Origin of the sequence: Erysipelothrix sp. strain 2 (EsS2-7-Brazil), assembly GCF_016617655.1 — a bacterium.
In the GTDB taxonomy this organism is placed as follows: Bacteria; Bacillota_I; Bacilli_A; order Erysipelotrichales; family Erysipelotrichaceae; genus Erysipelothrix; species Erysipelothrix piscisicarius.
This window is the reverse complement of the sequence record NZ_SCFT01000001.1, coordinates 170,940-190,186: the sequence shown is the minus strand read 5'-3', so window position 1 is coordinate 190,186 and position 19,247 is coordinate 170,940. Positions and strand designations below refer to the sequence as shown.

The following is a 19,247-nucleotide window of genomic DNA, read 5'->3' as shown; positions in this document are numbered from 1 at the left end:
GGTGTGTCATGAAGAAAGTACCATTGCGCAAATGTATTGTAACGGGAGAACAACATCCAAAAGCGGATTTGCTTCGCGTTGTATTAACACCCGAGGATACAATTGAAATCGACCCAAGTGGGCGAAAAAACGGGCGTGGAGCATATTTATATGTGACGGAAGAGACCATTGAGAAAGCTCAGAAGTCTCGTGCTCTCGAACGTGCACTGAAAACTAAAGTTCCGGCTGAAATTTATGAGGAGCTTAAGAACTATGTTCGATAAACAAAAAATGTTAAATACGCTTGGTTTATGTCAACGTGGACGAAAGTTAGTTTACGGAGATGAATTGCTTCCAGCAATCACAAAAAACAAAGTGTATGCAGTCGTTTTAGCGGATAATGCATCCGATCGAACACGAAAACAAATCCAAGATAAGTGTAATACAGCGGGAATTCCTGTTATTGGAGGAATTACACGTGAAGAATTGTCGTGGTCAATTGGCATGACAAATCGTGTTGCTGTTGGAGTAAGTGATCGAGGATTTAGTAAAGTATTTAAATCTTACTTAGTAGAAAGAGGTGACGTAGTAAGTGAGTAATAAAAAAAGACAAAGAAATAATAAAAACAAACAGAATCGTAATAATAAGCGTCCCGCTCAGGACAACTTTAAACCGAAAGATAACGTCGTAATTTCGGAGATTGAGTATACTGATGGTATTACGGTTAAGGAATTATCTGAGAAAATAAATAAAAGTCCTGCTGAAGTAATTAAACTTTTATTTATGATGGGAACGATGGTTACGATCAATACGTCTTTAGATGATGATACGGTACAGTTAATCTGTATGGAATATGAAATTGAAGCAACACGTGTTGAGCCTGTTGATGAATTAACATTGGATGATGAAGAAAAAGATGATCCATCAACTTTAGAACAACGTCCTCCAATTGTTACAATTATGGGACATGTTGACCACGGTAAGACAACAACATTGGATACAATTCGTAATACGGATGTCGTTGCGGATGAGTTCGGTGGTATTACCCAACATATTGGGGCTTACCAAATTACTCATAAAGGCAAAAAAATTACCTTTTTAGATACTCCGGGTCATGAGGCTTTTACAGCAATGCGTGCTCGTGGTGCGAGTGTAACCGATATTGTTATTGTTGTCGTTGCTGCGGATGATGGTGTGATGCCACAAACACGCGAGGCAGTTGATCACGCTCGTGCAGCGAACGTTCCACTTATCGTCGCAATTAATAAAATCGATAAACCGAATATTAATATTGATCGTGTATATTCAGAATTTAGTGATCTTGGAGTTATGCCAGAAGAATGGGGTGGAGACACTGTATTCGTTAAAATCTCGGCAAAATCTGGCGAAGGAATTGAAGAATTGCTCGAAACAGTTCTTGTAGCTTCTGAGCTAGAGGAATTGACAGCAAATCCAAATCGCTTGGCGTTTGGTACTGTTATTGAGGCTAAACTTGATAAAAGTCGTGGTCCCGTCGCAACCCTTCTTGTTCAAAAAGGAACATTACGTCAAGGGGATCCAGTTGTAGTAGGAACTACATTTGGTCGAATTCGTAAAATGGTTGATAACCGTGGTCGCGAGTTACAAGAAGCACTACCTTCAATGCCTGTGGAGATTATTGGTCTAAGTGATGTTCCAATTGCAGGGGACTCATTCAGAGCGTTTGATGATGAAAAGAGTTCACGTGCCGTTGCGGATAAACGTAATCAAGCTCGAATTCTAGCAGATCGTAATCAAACAAGTGCATTAAGTCTTGATGATTTATCACAACAAATTGCTGATGGTGAAATTCAAGATATTAATGTTATTCTTAAAACGGATGTTCAAGGTTCAGCAGAAGCGGTTAAAGCAGCGCTGGAACGTATTGAAGTTGGTGATGGACATGATGTTCGTGTAAATGTTATTCGTGCTACTGTAGGTGGTATTACAGAGAATGATATCATGTTAGCATCTGCATCAAATGCTATTATTATTGGATTTAATATCCGACCTACTGCAGCAATTCGAAAGAAAGCTGAAGAAGAAGGAATTGAAATTCGTCTTTACAATATTATCTATAAAGCAATTGAAGCTATGGAAGCAGCGATGAAGGGTATGTTAGCACCTGTGTTTGAAGAAAAAATCTTTGGACAAGCTGAAGTACGTGAGATTTACAAAGTTTCTAAAGTTGGTACAATTGCTGGATGTATGGTTACAGATGGTAAAATGCTTAAAGAATCCGGTGTACGTCTAATGCGTGATGGTGTTGTTATCTATGAAGGGAAAATGGCTTCATTAAAACGATTCCAAAATGATGCAAAAGAAGTATCGCAAGGATTTGAATGTGGTATTACAATTGAAAACTTTAATGATATTAAAGATGGTGACGTTATCGAGTCATTTGGTGAAATTGAAGTTGAACAAAAGTAGAACAGAGGTAATTTAATATGACAGTTAAAAAAGAACGTATTGAATCTATCATTAAGCGTGAACTTGCTCCAGTGATTCAAAATCGCCTGAACGATCCAAGTTTAAAGTTTGTCAGCATAACAGAGGTCGATGTTACTAACGATTTCTCGTTTGCGACAATTTATGTTAGTTTTTTAGAAGATGCTAAGAAAAAACCAGGTATGGATGCTTTAAATAAAGCAAAAGGTATGCTTCGTTCAGAAGTGAGTAAGGCATTAAGTATTCGCCGAACTCCTGAGTTAATTTTTAAACTTGATGAATCATCTGAGTATGGTGCTAAGATCGACGGTATCTTAGAATCACTTAAAAAATAATAAAAAAGGCTTGGACTATAAATCCAAGCTTTTTTTTATGGGAGTATAAAAAAACGGCATTTACTTGCCGTTTTTTTTGGGGTTTAATCATACCTTCATGAATCGCGTTAAGAACTGTTTCGTACGCTCCTCCTTAGGATTCAAGAATAATTCCTCAGGGGATCCTTCTTCCAAAATAATTCCGCTATCCATGAATAAGATGCGGTCACTGACTTCTCGAGCAAAATCCATTTCATGAGTAACAATAAACATGGTATAGCCTTCTTTGGCTAAGCTTTTAATCACTTCAAGTACATCTCCGACCATTTCAGGGTCTAGGGCTGATGTGGGCTCGTCTAAGAGGAGAAATTCGGGTTTCATACATAATGCACGCGCAATCGCAATACGCTGTTTTTGACCTCCAGAAAGCTGTTTAACGCTTTGGTCTTTAAACTCAACCATGCCAACGCGTTCAAGATTTTTAATGGCTTCTGCCTCTGCTTCTTTTGGATCCACTTTTAATACTTTAATCGGGGCAAGCGTACAATTTTCTAATACAGATTTATTGTTAAAAAGATTAAATGACTGAAAGATCATACCAACTTGTGAACGGTATTGATTAATATCCATTCCATGATCCGTTACATCTTCATTGTTAAACGTGATTGTTCCGTTGTCAAACGTTTCAAGAAGGTTAATACAACGTAAAAGTGTTGATTTACCACTACCACTTGAACCAATACACGAAACAACTTCACCTTTTTTTATTTCAAGATTGATGTCTTTCAAAACTTGCAATTCACCAAATGATTTATTTAAATGTGATATGGATAAGAAACTCATTGTTAATTACCTCCTTCTTTTTTATCGAAGTGAACTTTATGGGTTACTGATGCGGGATAACTCCCTTTTGGTGCATCCATTCGTTTTTCAATCATATTTAAGATTTGAGTTGAGCATATTGTTAGGACAAGGTAGATAAGCGAAACAATAAAGAATGGCTCCATTTGTCGGTAATAGATACCGGTTAAACGGTTACCTTGGAAGAACAGTTCTGATACTGTAATCACATTTAATACCGATGAATCTTTAATATTTACAACAAATTCATTCCCAATTGCAGGGATTGCATTACGAATGGCTTGCGGTAAGATAACATAACGTAATGTTTGTGCCTCAGTCATGCCAAGTGAACGTGCAGCTTCATTTTGCCCTTTATCTATCGCTTGAATTCCGGCACGAATGATTTCAGACATATAAGCAGAGGTATTAATCGAAATAATGATGATCCCTGCTGTAAGAGGGGAGATGGCAACTTCTAAACCACGTAAACCATAATAGATTAAGATTCCTTGAACCATCATTGGAGTTCCACGTAAATATTGAACATAGGCTGTGACAATAACATTCATTAAGCGTTTTAAAAGACGGGTAATCCCTTTATCGCGCTCGCTGATTTTAATTTGACGAAGCCCTGCAATAACAAGACCAATAATCAAACCGAATGTTGTCCCAGTCAAGGCAATTAAGAGGGTAATTCCCAATCCATTTAAAAATAATTTCCAGTTGTTTTGAATAAGGAATCCAACACCGGCAAAGAATCCAGATGGCATTAATTTAGTTTGGTCTTCACTCGAACTTGGTTGTCGCTTAATGGCTTCGGACATCATGGCGTCACGTTGTTCAGGTGATAGTTTACTTAATGCAGCGTTAACGTCATCAAGAAGCTTGTCATTACCTTTAGCAAGCCCAATTGAAACAGTTACTTCCTCTGCATCGACGATAAATCCGTTATTACCTTCAAACTCAACAATCGCTAAGTTTGGATTACTGCTTGTAATCGCAAGTGCAACGGGTTTTTCAGATACAAATGCATCAATGGCATTATTATTAACGGCGGTTGTTAAGAAAGGAAAGGACTCAAGGGGAACACCATGATTAACTGATGGAATTTGATCTACAAGCTGATCATGCATGGTTCCAATTTGTGCTGAAACATGCGCTCCGGAAAAATCGCTTAATGCGGTTGCATTTGCATAAGGACTGTCTTTTTTAGTAACTAAAACCATCTCACTTGTATAATAAACATCGGTGAAGTCAACTTCTTGACGACGTTCTTCTGTATTGGTCATCCCAGCAATAATGAGATCAATGTCTCCAACTTTTGCGGATTCCAATAGACCTTTAAATACTGCGTGTTCTTTGATTACAAGATTGCGATTGAGTTCGTTCGCGATGTGACGTGCCATCTGAACATCATAACCATCACAATAGCTATGTCCATCTGATAAAGGTTCTGTAAATTCAGTTTCTATCGACTGTGTCCAATTAAATGGGGCATAATTGCATTCCATTCCAACGACTAAATCATCCTGTCGCTTTGACGAGTTCGTACAACCGGTAATGGTTAGTAGAACGAAAAATATTAGTAATACTTTTTTCATGTTTTTGCTCTGCATAACATGTCTCCTCCTAAAATAAACAAAAAAAGACCCACGCTAGAGGTCCATATTGAAATAAGGATAGTCTAGCTCCACTTCACTAAGGAAGGAGTGTTATAGGTATTTCCTATAACCCCACAGTAAAAATTTGCGGTTTTTACCGTTCGGCGATGGTTGCCTTTTTGTATCTTCAAAGCCTGCAAGCTCCAATACATACTTATCTGCATCGCTACCTCTAATATTGTCTTTTAATAGACTTATCATATCACTCAGTGAAATTAAGTCAAGTTTGCTTTTGACTAATTGTGAAAAACCTATATAATTTATAGGTAGAAATGAGGTTCTTATGGACGGTATCTTATGTATTAATAAACCACAAGAAATGACATCATTTGATGTGGTAGCGAAAGTACGAAAATTATTAAAAGTTAAAGTAGGCCACAGCGGGACGTTGGATCCAATGGCTACCGGTGTTTTAGTGTTAGCCGTGAATCAAGCAACTAAAGCACTTCCTTATTTAGGGTTGAACGATAAAACGTATCGCGGTAAGTGTAAATTAGGATTACGAACATCGACTGGAGATGTTTGGGGAGATGTCGAAGAACATGCGGATATCCCTGAAGTTTCTGAAACAAACGTATTAGCATGTTTTGAAACGTTAACGGGACCTCAAACACAACGTGTTCCTAAAGTTTCAGCAAAAAAAATAAATGGAAAAAAATCATACGAGTATGTATTTAACGATGAAGAAGTGAAACAACTTTATACAGATATAACAATTTATAAATTAGAACTTATTGCCATTGAAGGGGATGAAATTGAGTTTAGAGCTTTTGTGTCCAATGGTACATATATACGTACGCTTTGTGAAGATATCGGTGTTTTATTAGGGACTTTGGGAACGATGTCTGCTTTGGAACGTGAACAAGTCGGACCGTATAGACTTGAAGATGCTATAACATTAGAAGCATTAACACCCGAAGTTGAGTTGATATCGGTTAAAGATACAATTGCACTGCCTAAGATTGTTAATCCTCGCATGGAGGATTATGTTAAAAATGGAAAGAGACTTAAATTAGATATTGTTGAAGATCAAGTGCTTATCGATACAGGAGCATATTATGCTGTCTATGAGCGTGAACATGATACAACATTTAAATCAGTAAGAGGACTTTGGTAATGAAGCAAATTACAATACGAGACTATTTACAACTTCACCGTAATAACCATCAACTTGCAGCGTGTATTGGTTATTTTGATGGATTGCATCGAGGGCATCAAATATTAATTAATGAAGCAAAAAACATCGCACAACAATTCAATTATGAGACTGCGCTGATTACCTTCGATCCCGATCCATGGACCGTTCTTCATAATAAATCACATGTTAAACATTTAACACCGATCAAGGAAAAGGTACGTATTGCGGAATCATTAGGTATTGATTATCTGATTACGATAGAGTTTACAAAAGATTTATCAAAACTTTCACCCCTTGAATTTATTGAGAAAATTCTCGTTCCACTCAATGTTAAGACCTTAATTTGTGGTGCAGATTATAAATTTGGTTATCGTGGTGTGGGAACCGTTGAAGACTTAAATGAGATGGGTCACTATTACTTTGATACCCACGTTGTTCCATTGGACCATGTTAATGAGCAAAAAATTGGTACAACAGCCATAACGCAAGCAATTTTAAATGGTGATGTCGAACAAGCTAATGACTTATTAGGACGTTTGTATGCGATTAGTGGATTTGTAGTAGGCGGTCAACATCGTGGCCGTGAGATTGGCTTTCCAACGGCGAACATGGATGTTGTCGATGAATATGTAATACCGAAGCAAGGCGTTTATGCTGGGTTTGTAGAAGTTAAAGGGAAAACCTATCAATCTGTTATTAATATTGGTCATAATCCAACATTTAATACGACTGAACACCTATCCCTTGAGACTTATATTCTTGATTTTGATGAGGATATTTATGGTGAAGTGATCAAACAATCTTTTGTGAAGCGACTACGTGATGAATTAAAATTTGAATCAATTGATGCACTTGTGACACAAATGCATTGCGATGTAAAAGAAGCGAGATTAATTTTAGATGAAATTGACCGCTGATTATAAAGAGATGCTCATCGAATCTTTTGGTGAGGCACAGTTTCAAAAAATAGTTGAAGCGTATCAGATGGATTCTGTACATGGTTTACGATTGAACCCTTTAAAGCCGTGTACCTTACCGTTTAGTGGAACCGAATCCTTAATCAATCACCAAATCCTTATTCCGGATGACTATGCGAAGACGGTAACACATCCACTAAGTCATGCCGGTTGTTATTACATTCAAGATCCAACCGCAACGACACCGGTTACAGCGCTTCATGTAGAACCTCATGATATTGTTTTAGATTTATGTGCAGCACCAGGAGGAAAAACGACGCAAATTCTCAGTACATTGACGACCGGATTTCTAATCAGTAATGAAATTGACTCAAAGCGCAATATCAAACTTCAGCACAATTACGATCGTTGGGGATCAGAGCGGGGTGTTGTGACCCAGATGGATACGGATGATCTTGTGCACATACTTGCGAATACATTTGATAAGGTTTTGTTGGATGCGCCATGTAGTGGTGAAGGCCTCTATCGCCGTACCCCTGATTTTGCGCTTGAATATAAAAAAAGCGAAGCGTTACGTTTTAGCGTGCTACAAAAACATTTACTTGAGAATGCTTTTACCGCATGTATTGATGGTGGTGTTATCGTATATTCGACATGCACCTTGAATTTTCATGAAAACGAACATGTGATTCTTTCTTTTCTGGAAGAACATCCAGAATGTCAGTTAGAGGTTGTTGATCTTCCAGAAAAAAACGATGGTTATCTTGGTTTGGGAAATAAGGTTTCGCGCTATTTTCCATCAAAAGATGGTGAAGGACATTTTATAGCTCGAATTCGAGTATCTAAATCCAATAAAGAACGTCATCAATTAAAGTTTGGGAAACATAAGCCCACACCCTTTGACTGCTTTGATCGAACCCTTGTCGGTAATATTAAAGAACGTGCTGGCAAGCTCTATGGGCTGAGACATCGAGGTTTTCTTGAAGAACCACTTCATATAACCCGAGATGGTGTTTTTATGGGGGAAATCAAGAAAAATCGAATTGAATACAGCCATACACTTGCGCAATCGTTAAATTTTACCGATGCATTTGAACATCTTGAACTGGACCTAGAATCTGCATACCGCTACTTATACGGGCACCCTGTAAGGACACCGATTCAAGGCATGCATTGTGTTACCTATAAAGGACATGTTCTGGGTTTTGTTAAAGGTGATGGTAAGAAAGGGAACAATCGTTATCCCAAGGGATTACGAAATAACTTTGAGTCTTATTAAGAGGAGGTGGGGAACATGGTTGTAAGTAAGCGAACAGCTATTACTAATATTAAAAAAGAAACGGCTTCATTTCTTGAAGAAAATATGAGACATTTTATCATTGATAATGCAGCCATGGAATTTTATGCAATGGCGATCGATGTAAATCCGCAAAACGGTATGTTAAGCATTTCGTTAAATACTGATTTTGATTTTAATAAAAAATTGCATCAATATCGCATTCAAAGTAATAACAACCGTTATAATGAACGTGAAGCCATTGAAACACTAAAATTCACAACCAATGAATGGCATTATCAAGCATTCGCATCATCTTGTCCCATTAGCCAAGAGCTCTATGATCACTATTTCAGACAAAATTTTGAAGCTTATCTTGAAATTATTACATCATGTTTAGTTGAATTTAAAACGACTGCAGTCTATGACGAAATTTCGAAATGTGATTGTTTTACAATTCTATGCAAAGCGGAAGAAGAACCTTATGCTATATCACTGGGACGCACCCAGCGCATAGAGGAGAAAATGTCGATTTAACACGGGTTCAGTGATAATTCGTAAACCTTTTGAGTTCTTTCTTTTGTTTAGATTTTTTTTCTGTTATAATTAGTTTAGTAGGTGATAAATATGTCAAATGAATATGTCTTAATTCAAAATGAGAAGACTGGTCTTGGTCAAATTGCAATTTCGAACAATGTTATTAATCATATTGTTCAGATTACAGTGAATGAAAATGATGCTATCTTTTTTGAAGATGGATCAGGAAAAAAATCATTGATCGTTTCAAACGAAAATGGTCACGTTAATGTAGACCTTAAAGTACGCGTTAAATATGGTAAAGATGTTGAACGTGTATGTCGTGCATTACAAAATGATTTGCAACGCAACATTGAATTGATGGTTGATTTCAGTAATACATCAATCAATATTAATGTTGTCGGATTTAAGTTTAATTAGAAGCAGGATTCTGCTTCTTTTACTGTGGAGGTTTTTTTATGGTAATGTCGCGATATAACGAACGACAAAATGCAATGTCAGCAATCTATATTCATCTCTTAAGAGAGCAAACTATGCAAGAAGTTCTTGAGGATAATCGTTTTGTTTCAGAGGTAGGGACGTTTATTCAAGATTTTAATTTGCAAGATGAGATGCTTCAAGTTGTGATGAATGTCGAAGCACGTAAAGATATTTATTCGCGAGCAATCGATCATTATTTAACGAAATGGCGTTTTGACCGTCTCGGTTTTATTGAACAAGCAATTCTTTTAATGGCTTGTGCTGAATTGGAACTCGGTTATCAAGATAAAGTTGTTATTGTTAATGAAGCGGTTAATCTCGCTAAAGATTTTTCAGATGAAGAGTCTTATAAATTAATTAATGGAGTCATTGATGCACTATGATAACTCAGGATGTAATTACGGTTACAGAATTTGTTCATGAATTAAAAGGTGTTATTGATCAACATCCTTCTTTTAAGAATGTCGCATTAGTCGGTGAGCTTTCGAATTTTAAAGCACATCATAGTGGGCATTTTTATTTTTCCCTAAAGGATGATAAAAGTAGAGTTACGTGCGCTATGTTCCGTCGCAGTGCAAGTAAAGTTTTATTTAAGCCAAAAGACGGTGATAAGGTTGTTATTTTTGGTCGCTGTGAAGTGTACACGGATACCGGTACGGTGCAAATTTATGCAGATCGTATGAATTTAGATGGTTTGGGTGATTTGTATATCCAGTTTGAGAAATTAAAAAAAGATTTTGAAAATCGAGGTTATTTTGATCCCAAGCATCGAAAGCAAATTCCTAAGTATCCTCAACGTATCGGCGTTATTGTAGGGGAGAACAGCGCCGCTTATGCCGATATATCCCGTACACTTCAAGAGCGTTGGCCACTGGCACAACAAATTGATCTCTTGGCTTATGTACAAGGGGAGCATGCCTCTAACAGTTTGGTTCAACAAATCAAAACAGCACATCTTCAAAATATCGATACCATCATTTTAGGTCGGGGTGGGGGATCGATTGAAGACCTATGGGCATTTAATACACCCGAAGTTGTTGAAGCAATCTTCTCTAGTGAAATTCCAATTATTTCAGGTATTGGTCATGAAAGTGATGTTACATTATCAGATTTTGTTGCAGATTATCGTGCTGCGACACCCACTGCTGCAGCCGTTGCTGCAACACCGAATTGGGTCGAGATGAACACCATGATTCGTGATTATAAAAACCAGTATTATCTTGCAGTTCGAAATAAGTATCTTAGACGGATGGGTGACTTTACATCCTTGATTCAAAGCAGTGCATTAAAAGATCCAATTCTTTTAGTCGAACGCAAACAACAAAAGTTAGATACGTTGACAGTCCGAATTACACATCAACAAACTTTATTTGATGAATCAAAGCGGATGCTTACACTGTTTACGAATCGAATGGAAAATTCGTTGCAGATAAAACAAAATAATTCAAACCATGCGATTAACCAGTTTATGAGTTTAAGTACCACTACAATTCAACAAAAATTGAATCAATCATTACAAAAGTTCAATATGATGGAAAATCGATATGTCTTCTATTCGCAATATATTGAACGTAACATTAAACAAAATCAGCTCATGATTCAACAATATAATGGTCGCTTTCAGTCACTTGTGGAGCGGGACTTAAACTTGAAAAAAGAGCGTTTAAACGATATACTTAAGTCACTTAAGTATCGTTCACCCTTGGAGGTAATTCAACGAAATCTTAACCAAGGGTATGTGATTCCACGTAAGAACGATACGCATGTTTTAAGTGTTGATGCACTGAATCTTAATGATCACATTCAGTTAGAATTTAAAGATGGATTTGTGGTGACACAGGTCATCAGTAAGGAGTCTAAAGATGAATAAAGATTTTAATTTTGAAATTGCAATGGCGCGTCTTGCGGAAATTGCAAATGAGTTGGAAAAAGACAGTCTTCCCTTGGATCAAGCAATTGTTCTCTTTGAAGAAGGTTTGAATTTATCCAAGCAATGTCAAGAACGTTTAAGCGGATATGAAAACCAAGTTAAAGCTTTAGTTCAAAAACATCAAGGGGAACAAAATGATTAAAGACATCGATAAACAATTATTAACAATTTTAGCGTATTACCCCGAGACCTCTGTTGTTAAAGAAGCCATGTCGTACTCACTAATGAGTGGAGGAAAGCGTTTAAGACCTCAACTCTTATTGGCGATGCTTCAAGATTTTGGTTGTGATTACCAAATTGGTCTATATCCTGCATGTGCACTTGAAATGGTTCATACCTATTCTTTAGTACACGATGATCTTCCTGCGATGGATGATGATGACATGCGACGTTTTAAACCAACCAATCACAAAGTGTTTGGTGAAGGTGTTGCAATTCTTGCAGGAGATGCACTTTTGACAGGGGCTTTTACAGCTTTGTCACAGGCGTCTTTAGATGCAGATGTTCTCGGAAAGTGTTTTGAAATTTTAGCGCGTAATGCTGGAAGTAATGGGATGATTTTAGGTCAAGAATTGGATATCGATGATCAAATCCAGCATATTGATGATCTCGTTGCGTGCTACAATCTTAAAACCGGTTGCTTATTTGCAGCGGCATTTGAAATGGCAGCCGTAATTGCAGGGCAGGATGCGTACCAAAAATTAGCTCATGAGTTGGGCTTATCCCTGGGCGTTGCTTTTCAATTCCAAGATGATCTTCTTGAAGTTACAAAATCTTCAGAGGAAATCGGGAAGAGCAATCAAAGCGATGCAGAACGCGATAAAACAACTGTTGTGAGTTTATTGGGTCTTGCACAAGCTCGCACCTTAACGGAATCGTATTTTTCAAGTATTAAAGATTTATTAAGAAAAATGAATATTGAAAATGGAAATCTGAAACAGATTATTGATGAAATGATGAGTCGCGAATTATAGGAGGCACGTCTCTTGTTTGAACAATTTAGCAAATCGTATGATATTAAATCTTTAACCGTTGATGAATTAGAAAAACTCAGTGATGAAATCGCTGTTTTTCTTGCGTCTAAAACGCGATATGAAGTGGATACTATTATTGAAAATATCAATGTTCTTGAAACCACTCTTGCGCTGCATCATGTATTTGATCTGACTTGTGATAACGTAATTTTTGATGGTGGCAAGCAGGTAATGGTACATAAAATACTTACAGGCAGATCACAGGAGTTGATGCTTCGAAATTCAGGTTCGATGTACCTTGATGATCAAAATACGATGGATCGTTATAGTGGTGGAAAGCCAGGTGAAGGGTTGGGAGTTGCCTTGGCTTATGCTATTGAAAATCCGGATGTTCATAATGTAATTGTTCTGAATGACTACGCATTGAATTACGGTATTACGTACGAATCATTGGTTCAAATTAGTCGTTTTAAGCCAAATTTAACCATCATTTTAATTGATGAACAGCAGTCGCTTTTAAGACATTATACCTCGATGGATGCGTTAATTAAGTCAATTCGTATTAGCAAAACGTATACGGGTCTAAAAAAAGATGTTAAATCGATTTTAGATTCAAATCCAATCAGTAGACCCATACTTGCCACACTGACAAAGATAAGGGATGCAGTCAAAGAAACTGTCTTAGAACCAACTATTTTTAAGCAATTTGGGGTGGATTATCAAGGGCCAATCGATGGTCAAAATCTCAAGGAGTTAATCCGAGTATTTGAATTGTCAAAAAAATATAAAGGTCCGCATGTTATCCATGTGCAGACGCGTCTAAAAAATAAAAAACAACGGAAACTTGAATTTCCAACTTTTAAAACTGATCATGACCGTGCGGAAAATTATCATACTTATCTAGAAGCGATTGATTATCAATTAACAGATATTGCGCAAGATGACCCCGATTTATATGTGCTTTCGGATGCCTATAAACTTAAGGATTATTTGCCAACATTTGCGCTTACACGACCAGATCACTTTATGACGACGTCCGGATCAACACAAGCCTTAATCTCGATAGCGCATGGACTTGTTCGTGAAGGAAAACATGTCCTTATATCAATTCATGCCTCCCAGCTTGAAGGTATTGTGATGCAACTACGTAATCAATTTTCAATCAAACAATGTCCCATTACAATTATTGTAAATGATTCTGGACTTAATCCAGAAGGTGATACGTATCGTCAAGGAATTTTTGATATAGGAATCTTTGCAAATCTTACACATTTTAAAGTGTATATGGGAAAATCAATTGTAGATACGATTTCAATTTTAGAACGGGTAATCCAAGAACCTCAAATTAGTGTGATTAGAATTCCGTCAGGTCTTGAGTATGTTGCCCCGAATACCGAATTAAAACCAGTAAAGGGATGGCATCTTGAACATGATTTTTCATTTGATAGCTCTGGGGTAATTCTTTCTTTTGGACCCTCTATTAATGCACTTAAACAACGAATTCAATCCAACGACTTGGATATAGGATTAATTAATTGTACTGAAATTATGTATGTGGATCCTACTCTATTAGAAGAAATAATTAGATGCAACCTTAAAATTGTAGTCTACGATGTTGAAAGTACGAAAAGCGTTCTTTATCAGAATGTTCTTCAAAGCCTTTATCAGCGTGGTGCAAATAATGAGTGCATCGATTTACATGTTTCATGTATTCATTTAAATAAAACTTCAAAAGATGCGAAATCATCTCAAAAAATACATATTAATAATGTTTTTGATTATTTTCAGTAGTAAAGGAGGAATACCATGCTAACTCATTTGACGATTGACAATTTTGTACTGATTCACCATATTTCGGTGGATTTTTCAGATCATTTTAATGTTTTCACAGGTGAGACGGGAGCGGGTAAGTCTCTATTGGTCGATGCGTTAAATTTCGTTTCGGGACAACGAAGCAGCGCTTCGGTAGTTGGCAAAAATGGGAAAAGTGCTCGTGTCGAGGTCGCTTTTAATCTTGAAAAAGCACAGAATCTTACCAATAAACTTAAAGATTTTGATTTATATGATGATGCGGATGAATATGCAGTCATTTCGAGAGAGATGAATTTGGAAGGACGCAGTATTTGTAGAATTAATCATCGTGTCGTTAACTTGTCGACGGTGAAGTCATGCTTGGATGGTGTTCTCGATATTCATTCACAGCATGAAACGCAATATCTTTTAAACCCGAAGAATCACTTGAAACTACTGGATGAGTTTGCTCAAAATGAAACAGTTCGTTCACAGTATCAAGAATTGTTTCATCTCTATCAAGCCACTGAAGCACGCTTAAACAATCTTGAAAACAGTAATATTAATCCCGATGAGATTGAATTCGCAAATTTTCAGCTTAATGAGATTAATGATCTCAATCCGAGCCTTGATGATTACCATCAAACGAAACAAGATTTAGAAATGTTGTCCAATTTTGAGAAAACAAAAACATTTACGAACGCATTAGAGGATATTTTGGATGGTGACGAGGGTGTTGTAGGGAAACTCTATGAGTTTTTAGATCGTATTGATGTCCTTCGAGATGAAACGCTTCAAGAGCGGTTTAATAATGTTTATTTTGAAGCTGAAGATCTTCGAGATGAGTTGGTACGATATAACAGTGGTTTGGTTTTTGATGAGTATGAATTTAATCGTCTACAAGATCGTGTCTATCAATATGATCAATTAATTCGGAAATATGGTTCAATCGATGGTGTATTAAAAAAACAAGAAGCATTGATTCAACAGATTGAGCAAGCAGAACATTTTGATGATTTTAAGATTGATTTAGAGAATGAATTGAGAGCCGTACAGCTTCAATTGAGTGAAGCAGCGCAATATTTATCACAATCACGTTTTAAAGCTAAAGCGGATCTAGAAGCTGCAGTAATTGCACAACTTGATGATCTCTTGTTGGAAAATGCGCAATTTGTAATTGACCTTAAAAACTCAAGTTTAACGTTAGATGGTGCGGAGACTGCACATTTTCTTGTATCGATGAATAAAGGGATTCAACCTTCTCCATTAGAGCGTGTAGCAAGTGGTGGAGAACTTTCTCGCTTAATGTTGGGTTTAAAAACGATTTTCAGTTCAATTTATGGCGTATCTACACTTATTTTCGATGAAATCGATACGGGAGTTAGTGGTCGAGTTGCGCTCAAAATTGGTTCTAAAATGAGTAAAATTTCTCAAACATCTCAAGTTTTGACGATTTCGCATCTCGCTGCAGTTGCAGCTTGTGCAGATCATCATTTCTTGATTTCTAAAAATGAAGTCAATGATGAAATTGTCACGGATATTCAAGAAATTACTGAAGATGACCGGATTCATCAAATGGCACTCATCATGTCAGGAAATGTCACGGAAGCCGCTCTATATTCTGCCAAAGAACTTCTTAAAGAAGGGCAACACTTACGATGGCACAAGTAATCTTTCATATTGATATCAATGCGTTTTATGCCAGTGCTCATTTAATTGCGGATGCAAGTTTGTATGGAAAACCGGTAGTCGTATGCAGTAACCACAGAGGATCCGTGATTACAACTGCCTCTTATGAAGCACGTTCATTTGGAGTGAAATCGGCTATGCCGCTGGCTCATGCCAAGCGGTTATGTCCCAATTTAGTGGTTATTGAAGTAGATTTTGAACTCTATCAAGATTTATCGGTTAAGTTTATGAATCTTATCCGCAGTTATTCAAGCCTAATGCAACCCGCTAGTATCGATGAATGTTATGTTGATATGACGGAAGTAATTAAAAACTATGAGAAACCACTCGATCTTGCAGTTGAAATCCAACAAAAAGTTTGGGATGAATTAAAACTTCCGATTTCAATTGGCGTCGCACCCAATAAATTCTTAGCTAAAATGGCGAGTGATATGCAGAAACCACGAGGCATCACGGTTTTAAGAATTCGCGAAGTGCCACAAAAATTGTGGCCTTTACCCATTGAACTCATGCATGGAATTGGGAATAAAACAGTTCCTCGATTAAAAAAAATAGGTATTGAATCCATTGGTGATCTTGCGAATCAGAATGCAGACCATTTAAAAAATATTTTGGGAATTAATGCTCACAATTTTGTTCAAAAAGCAAATGGATATGATCATGCAAAGATTGATACTGATGTAACGATGAAGTCAATTGGTCAATCAAAAACTTTTAAAGATGCTATGTCTGATCTCGATGAAATTCGAAATGCAATTTTAAACGAACTGGCTGAAGTTATCCGGCGTATGGAACTTCAAAATGTAGTAGGGAAGACCGTATCTTTTTCAATTCGACTTGATGATTTCAAAACCGCCACACGTTCATTTACATTTGATGAATACACAAGTGATCAAAATTTATTATTTGAGCGTTTGATGAGCTTGTACGATGAATTTGATGGTCTTGGCGGTGTATCATTTATTTCTGTCACCATGACCAATTTAATGCCCAAAGATGAAATCATAGAGCAACTGAATATTTTTGATGATTTGGAGGAAGTTACGGTCAATGACATTATTCATCGGTTAAATAAACAGCTCAATCAAAATCTTTTTAAAACGACTCGTTCAGTTTTAAAGGAGGCAGCTTATGAAAAGCCAAGCGAATGATTTTATACATTATCTTCAATATATTGATCCTAAAGCTGCTTTAACCGTCACGTCCTATCAAAATGATTTAAACCACTATATTGATTATCTAGAAAGCGACGGTTTGACATCTTTACAAGAGGTTGATGCGGAAATAATTCGAAAGTATATTGATCGTATTCACGATGACTATGCTGCTTCAACACTTCAGCATAAGATCGTCGTAATTCGGCAATTTCATCAATATCTACTCAATAGTGGTCAGCTTCACCATGATCCGACAGCTTTTATTTCGGTCAAAAATAAAGGTTCACGCATTCCACTCAGTGTATCGGAGGATGTAATCCGTAAGCTTTTTTCTTTTGATCGTGTTACCGGTAAAGATTATTTGGATTATGCGATTTTAATGCTCCTTTATCGATGTGGTCTACGTGTATCGGAGTGTGTTCATTTAGAGTTTTCACACGTTTATATTGACCAACAGTGGTTGCGAATTCTTGGGAAAGGGAACAAGGAGCGGATGATTCCCTTATCAGAAGATGCAATTGATAGTCTGAATGATTATCTGAATGACATTAGGCCGCAGTGGCTGATTCAATCATCAGATCGAATATTTATTAACGCAAAAGGCAAGGGAATCTCAAGACAATATATCGATTCTATGATAAAATCTAGATGTAAAGAAATGGGAATTACAACTCCGATTTCAGCGCATACTTTGCGACATAGTTTCGCAACAGCTATCTTAGACACAGGCGTAGACTTGCGTATTATTCAAGAACTCCTCGGTCATCAAGATATCTCAACAACCCAGATTTATACTCACGTAAATAAGAAGACATTGAAGCGAGAGTATGATCAGTATTTAAAAGGTGGTTTTTCGAATCAAGGAGGGAATAGAGATGAAGAAATTTGATCGAATTATTACAGTAGTAATGGACTCAGTTGGTGCCGGTGCAGCACATGATGCAGCGAAGTTTGGTGATGTTGGCACAGATACGTTAGGCCATATTGCAGAGGCAATGGATGGGCTTAACATGCCAAATTTAGAAAAACTTGGTCTTGGTAATTTACATAATATTAAAGGTGTATCTCAAGTTGAGGAACCTCAAGCATACTATACAAAAATGATTGAAGCTTCTAATGGTAAGGATACGATGACAGGACATTGGGAAATGATGGGTCTTTATATTGAAAATCCTTTTATCACGTTTACCGAGACAGGATTCCCTAAAGAACTCTTAGATGAGCTTGAAAAGCGTACCGGTTATGGCATTATTGGAAATAAGGCAGCAAGCGGAACTGAAATATTGGACGAGTTGGGTGAAGAGCACATGGCGACAAAGAAAATGATCGTCTATACTTCAGCGGATTCAGTGCTTCAAATTGCAGCACACGAAGAGGTGTTTGGTCTAGATGAACTTTATCGATGCTGTGAAATCGCCCGTGAGTTAACCATGAAAGATGAATGGAAAGTAGGTCGTGTTATTGCTCGCCCATTTGTTGGTGAGGGTAAAGGCGCATTTAAACGTACTTCAAACCGTCACGACTATGCTTTAAAACCATTTGGAAAAACGGCACTTGACTCGTTAAAAGAGAATGGTAACGATGTGATTAGTGTCGGAAAAATTGCAGATATTTTTGATGGAGAAGGTATTACCGAAGCTTATCGAACCAAGAGTAATGAGCACGGAATGGAAGAAACAATTCGTATTACTCGAGATCATAAGTTCAACGGATTTATGTTTGTGAATCTTGTAGATTTTGATGCAATGTATGGTCATCGTCGCGATCCAATTGGTTATGGAAAGGCTTTAGAAGCATTTGATGTTCAACTTGGAACGCTCCTTCAATATATTGGTGATCGTGATTTACTCATTATAACGGCTGATCACGGAAATGATCCAACGCACACAGGTTCAGACCATACTCGTGAAGAAGTACCTGTACTTTATTACTCACCATCTTTAGAAGGAAAAGGTCTCTTGAAAAAAAATAATACGTTCTCTGATTTAGGTGCAACAATCGTGGATAACTTTGATGCAAAGCCGACTGAATATGGAACGTCGGTTCTTGAACAGTTAAAATAATTTAAGCACCAGATTTCTGGTGCTTTTCTAA

The 19,247-nt window shown here is 37.1% G+C and carries 20 protein-coding genes and 1 riboswitch; of the genes, 18 read left to right on the top strand and 2 right to left on the bottom strand.

Going from position 1 to position 19,247, the window contains the following annotated elements; genetic code table 11:
- Positions 1-8 precede the first annotated feature (8 nt).
- From rnpM to rbfA, 4 genes are read left to right on the top strand one after another with little or no spacing between them, the layout of a single operon-like run.
- Positions 9-263 carry an RNase P modulator RnpM gene (gene rnpM, locus EPJ90_RS00835; RefSeq protein WP_161636424.1) on the top strand — a complete coding sequence of 85 codons (255 nt, stop codon included), beginning with the start codon at positions 9-11 and terminating at the stop codon, positions 261-263.
- Positions 253-579 carry a L7Ae/L30e/S12e/Gadd45 family ribosomal protein gene (locus tag EPJ90_RS00830; protein WP_125164476.1) on the top strand — a complete coding sequence of 109 codons (327 nt, stop codon included), beginning with the start codon at positions 253-255 and terminating at the stop codon, positions 577-579. The genes rnpM and EPJ90_RS00830 overlap by 11 nt, the downstream gene beginning before the upstream one ends.
- Entirely contained in the window at positions 572-2,428 is a 1,857-nt protein-coding gene (gene infB, locus EPJ90_RS00825; RefSeq protein WP_200542429.1) for a translation initiation factor IF-2, read from the top strand. Before EPJ90_RS00830 ends, infB begins: the two co-directional genes overlap by 8 nt.
- Before the next feature lie 17 nt (positions 2,429-2,445).
- Positions 2,446-2,781: a 30S ribosome-binding factor RbfA gene (gene rbfA, locus EPJ90_RS00820; RefSeq protein ID WP_125164478.1), complete on the top strand. Its 336-nt coding sequence runs from the start codon at positions 2,446-2,448 to the stop codon at positions 2,779-2,781.
- Positions 2,782-2,868: 87 nt separating this feature from the next.
- Here rbfA and EPJ90_RS00815 read toward each other — a convergent pair whose 3' ends face one another.
- Positions 2,869-3,603, bottom strand: coding sequence for an amino acid ABC transporter ATP-binding protein (locus tag EPJ90_RS00815; RefSeq protein WP_125164479.1), 735 nt, complete (start codon positions 3,601-3,603; stop codon positions 2,869-2,871).
- Between the two features lie 2 nt (positions 3,604-3,605).
- Positions 3,606-5,204, bottom strand: coding sequence for an ABC transporter permease subunit (locus EPJ90_RS08670; protein WP_342671841.1), 1,599 nt, complete (start codon positions 5,202-5,204; stop codon positions 3,606-3,608).
- 76 nt (positions 5,205-5,280) lie between these two features.
- Positions 5,281-5,447, bottom strand: a riboswitch (Lysine riboswitch).
- Positions 5,448-5,547: 100 nt separating this feature from the next.
- Here EPJ90_RS08670 and truB point away from each other — a divergent pair.
- The 14 genes from truB to EPJ90_RS00740 all read left to right on the top strand — a co-directional run bounded on the left by truB (position 5,548) and on the right by EPJ90_RS00740 (position 19,216).
- Positions 5,548-6,381 (top strand): tRNA pseudouridine(55) synthase TruB, encoded by an 834-nt coding sequence (truB, locus tag EPJ90_RS00805; protein WP_161636428.1) that lies wholly within the window; start codon positions 5,548-5,550, stop codon positions 6,379-6,381.
- Positions 6,381-7,319, top strand: a complete 939-nt coding sequence (locus tag EPJ90_RS00800) for a bifunctional riboflavin kinase/FAD synthetase (RefSeq protein WP_161636429.1) — start codon at positions 6,381-6,383, stop codon at positions 7,317-7,319. Before truB ends, EPJ90_RS00800 begins: the two co-directional genes overlap by 1 nt.
- Positions 7,303-8,598 (top strand): RsmF rRNA methyltransferase first C-terminal domain-containing protein, encoded by a 1,296-nt coding sequence (locus tag EPJ90_RS00795; RefSeq protein WP_161636430.1) that lies wholly within the window; start codon positions 7,303-7,305, stop codon positions 8,596-8,598. The genes EPJ90_RS00800 and EPJ90_RS00795 overlap by 17 nt, the downstream gene beginning before the upstream one ends.
- Before the next feature lie 15 nt (positions 8,599-8,613).
- Positions 8,614-9,132, top strand: coding sequence for a DUF4303 domain-containing protein (locus tag EPJ90_RS00790; RefSeq protein WP_161636431.1), 519 nt, complete (start codon positions 8,614-8,616; stop codon positions 9,130-9,132).
- Between the two features lie 90 nt (positions 9,133-9,222).
- Positions 9,223-9,552 (top strand): Asp23/Gls24 family envelope stress response protein, encoded by a 330-nt coding sequence (locus tag EPJ90_RS00785; RefSeq protein WP_003773701.1) that lies wholly within the window; start codon positions 9,223-9,225, stop codon positions 9,550-9,552.
- A 44-nt stretch (positions 9,553-9,596) separates the two neighbouring features.
- Positions 9,597-9,995, top strand: a complete 399-nt coding sequence (locus EPJ90_RS00780) for a transcription antitermination protein NusB (RefSeq protein ID WP_228410241.1) — start codon at positions 9,597-9,599, stop codon at positions 9,993-9,995.
- Positions 9,992-11,482, top strand: coding sequence for an exodeoxyribonuclease VII large subunit (xseA, locus tag EPJ90_RS00775; protein ID WP_200542427.1), 1,491 nt, complete (start codon positions 9,992-9,994; stop codon positions 11,480-11,482). The genes EPJ90_RS00780 and xseA overlap by 4 nt, the downstream gene beginning before the upstream one ends.
- Positions 11,475-11,684: an exodeoxyribonuclease VII small subunit gene (gene xseB, locus EPJ90_RS00770; protein WP_123171450.1), complete on the top strand. Its 210-nt coding sequence runs from the start codon at positions 11,475-11,477 to the stop codon at positions 11,682-11,684. Before xseA ends, xseB begins: the two co-directional genes overlap by 8 nt.
- Positions 11,677-12,516: a polyprenyl synthetase family protein gene (locus EPJ90_RS00765; protein ID WP_200542426.1), complete on the top strand. Its 840-nt coding sequence runs from the start codon at positions 11,677-11,679 to the stop codon at positions 12,514-12,516. Before xseB ends, EPJ90_RS00765 begins: the two co-directional genes overlap by 8 nt.
- 12 nt (positions 12,517-12,528) lie before the next feature.
- The gene (locus tag EPJ90_RS00760; RefSeq protein WP_161636434.1) at positions 12,529-14,307 is read left to right on the top strand and encodes a 1-deoxy-D-xylulose-5-phosphate synthase N-terminal domain-containing protein; all 1,779 of its coding nucleotides are present in this window, start codon (positions 12,529-12,531) and stop codon (positions 14,305-14,307) included.
- 15 nt (positions 14,308-14,322) lie between these two features.
- A complete protein-coding gene (gene recN, locus EPJ90_RS00755; RefSeq protein ID WP_161636435.1) occupies positions 14,323-15,978 on the top strand; it encodes a DNA repair protein RecN in 1,656 nt (551 codons plus the stop codon).
- On the top strand, positions 15,966-17,147 hold the full coding sequence (gene dinB, locus EPJ90_RS00750) for a DNA polymerase IV (protein WP_200542425.1): 1,182 nt from the start codon (positions 15,966-15,968) through the stop codon (positions 17,145-17,147). Before recN ends, dinB begins: the two co-directional genes overlap by 13 nt.
- Positions 17,128-18,042 (top strand): tyrosine-type recombinase/integrase, encoded by a 915-nt coding sequence (locus EPJ90_RS00745; protein ID WP_161636437.1) that lies wholly within the window; start codon positions 17,128-17,130, stop codon positions 18,040-18,042. The genes dinB and EPJ90_RS00745 overlap by 20 nt, the downstream gene beginning before the upstream one ends.
- A complete protein-coding gene (locus EPJ90_RS00740; protein ID WP_161636438.1) occupies positions 18,029-19,216 on the top strand; it encodes a phosphopentomutase in 1,188 nt (395 codons plus the stop codon). The genes EPJ90_RS00745 and EPJ90_RS00740 overlap by 14 nt, the downstream gene beginning before the upstream one ends.
- The last annotated feature ends 31 nt before the right edge of the window (positions 19,217-19,247 follow it).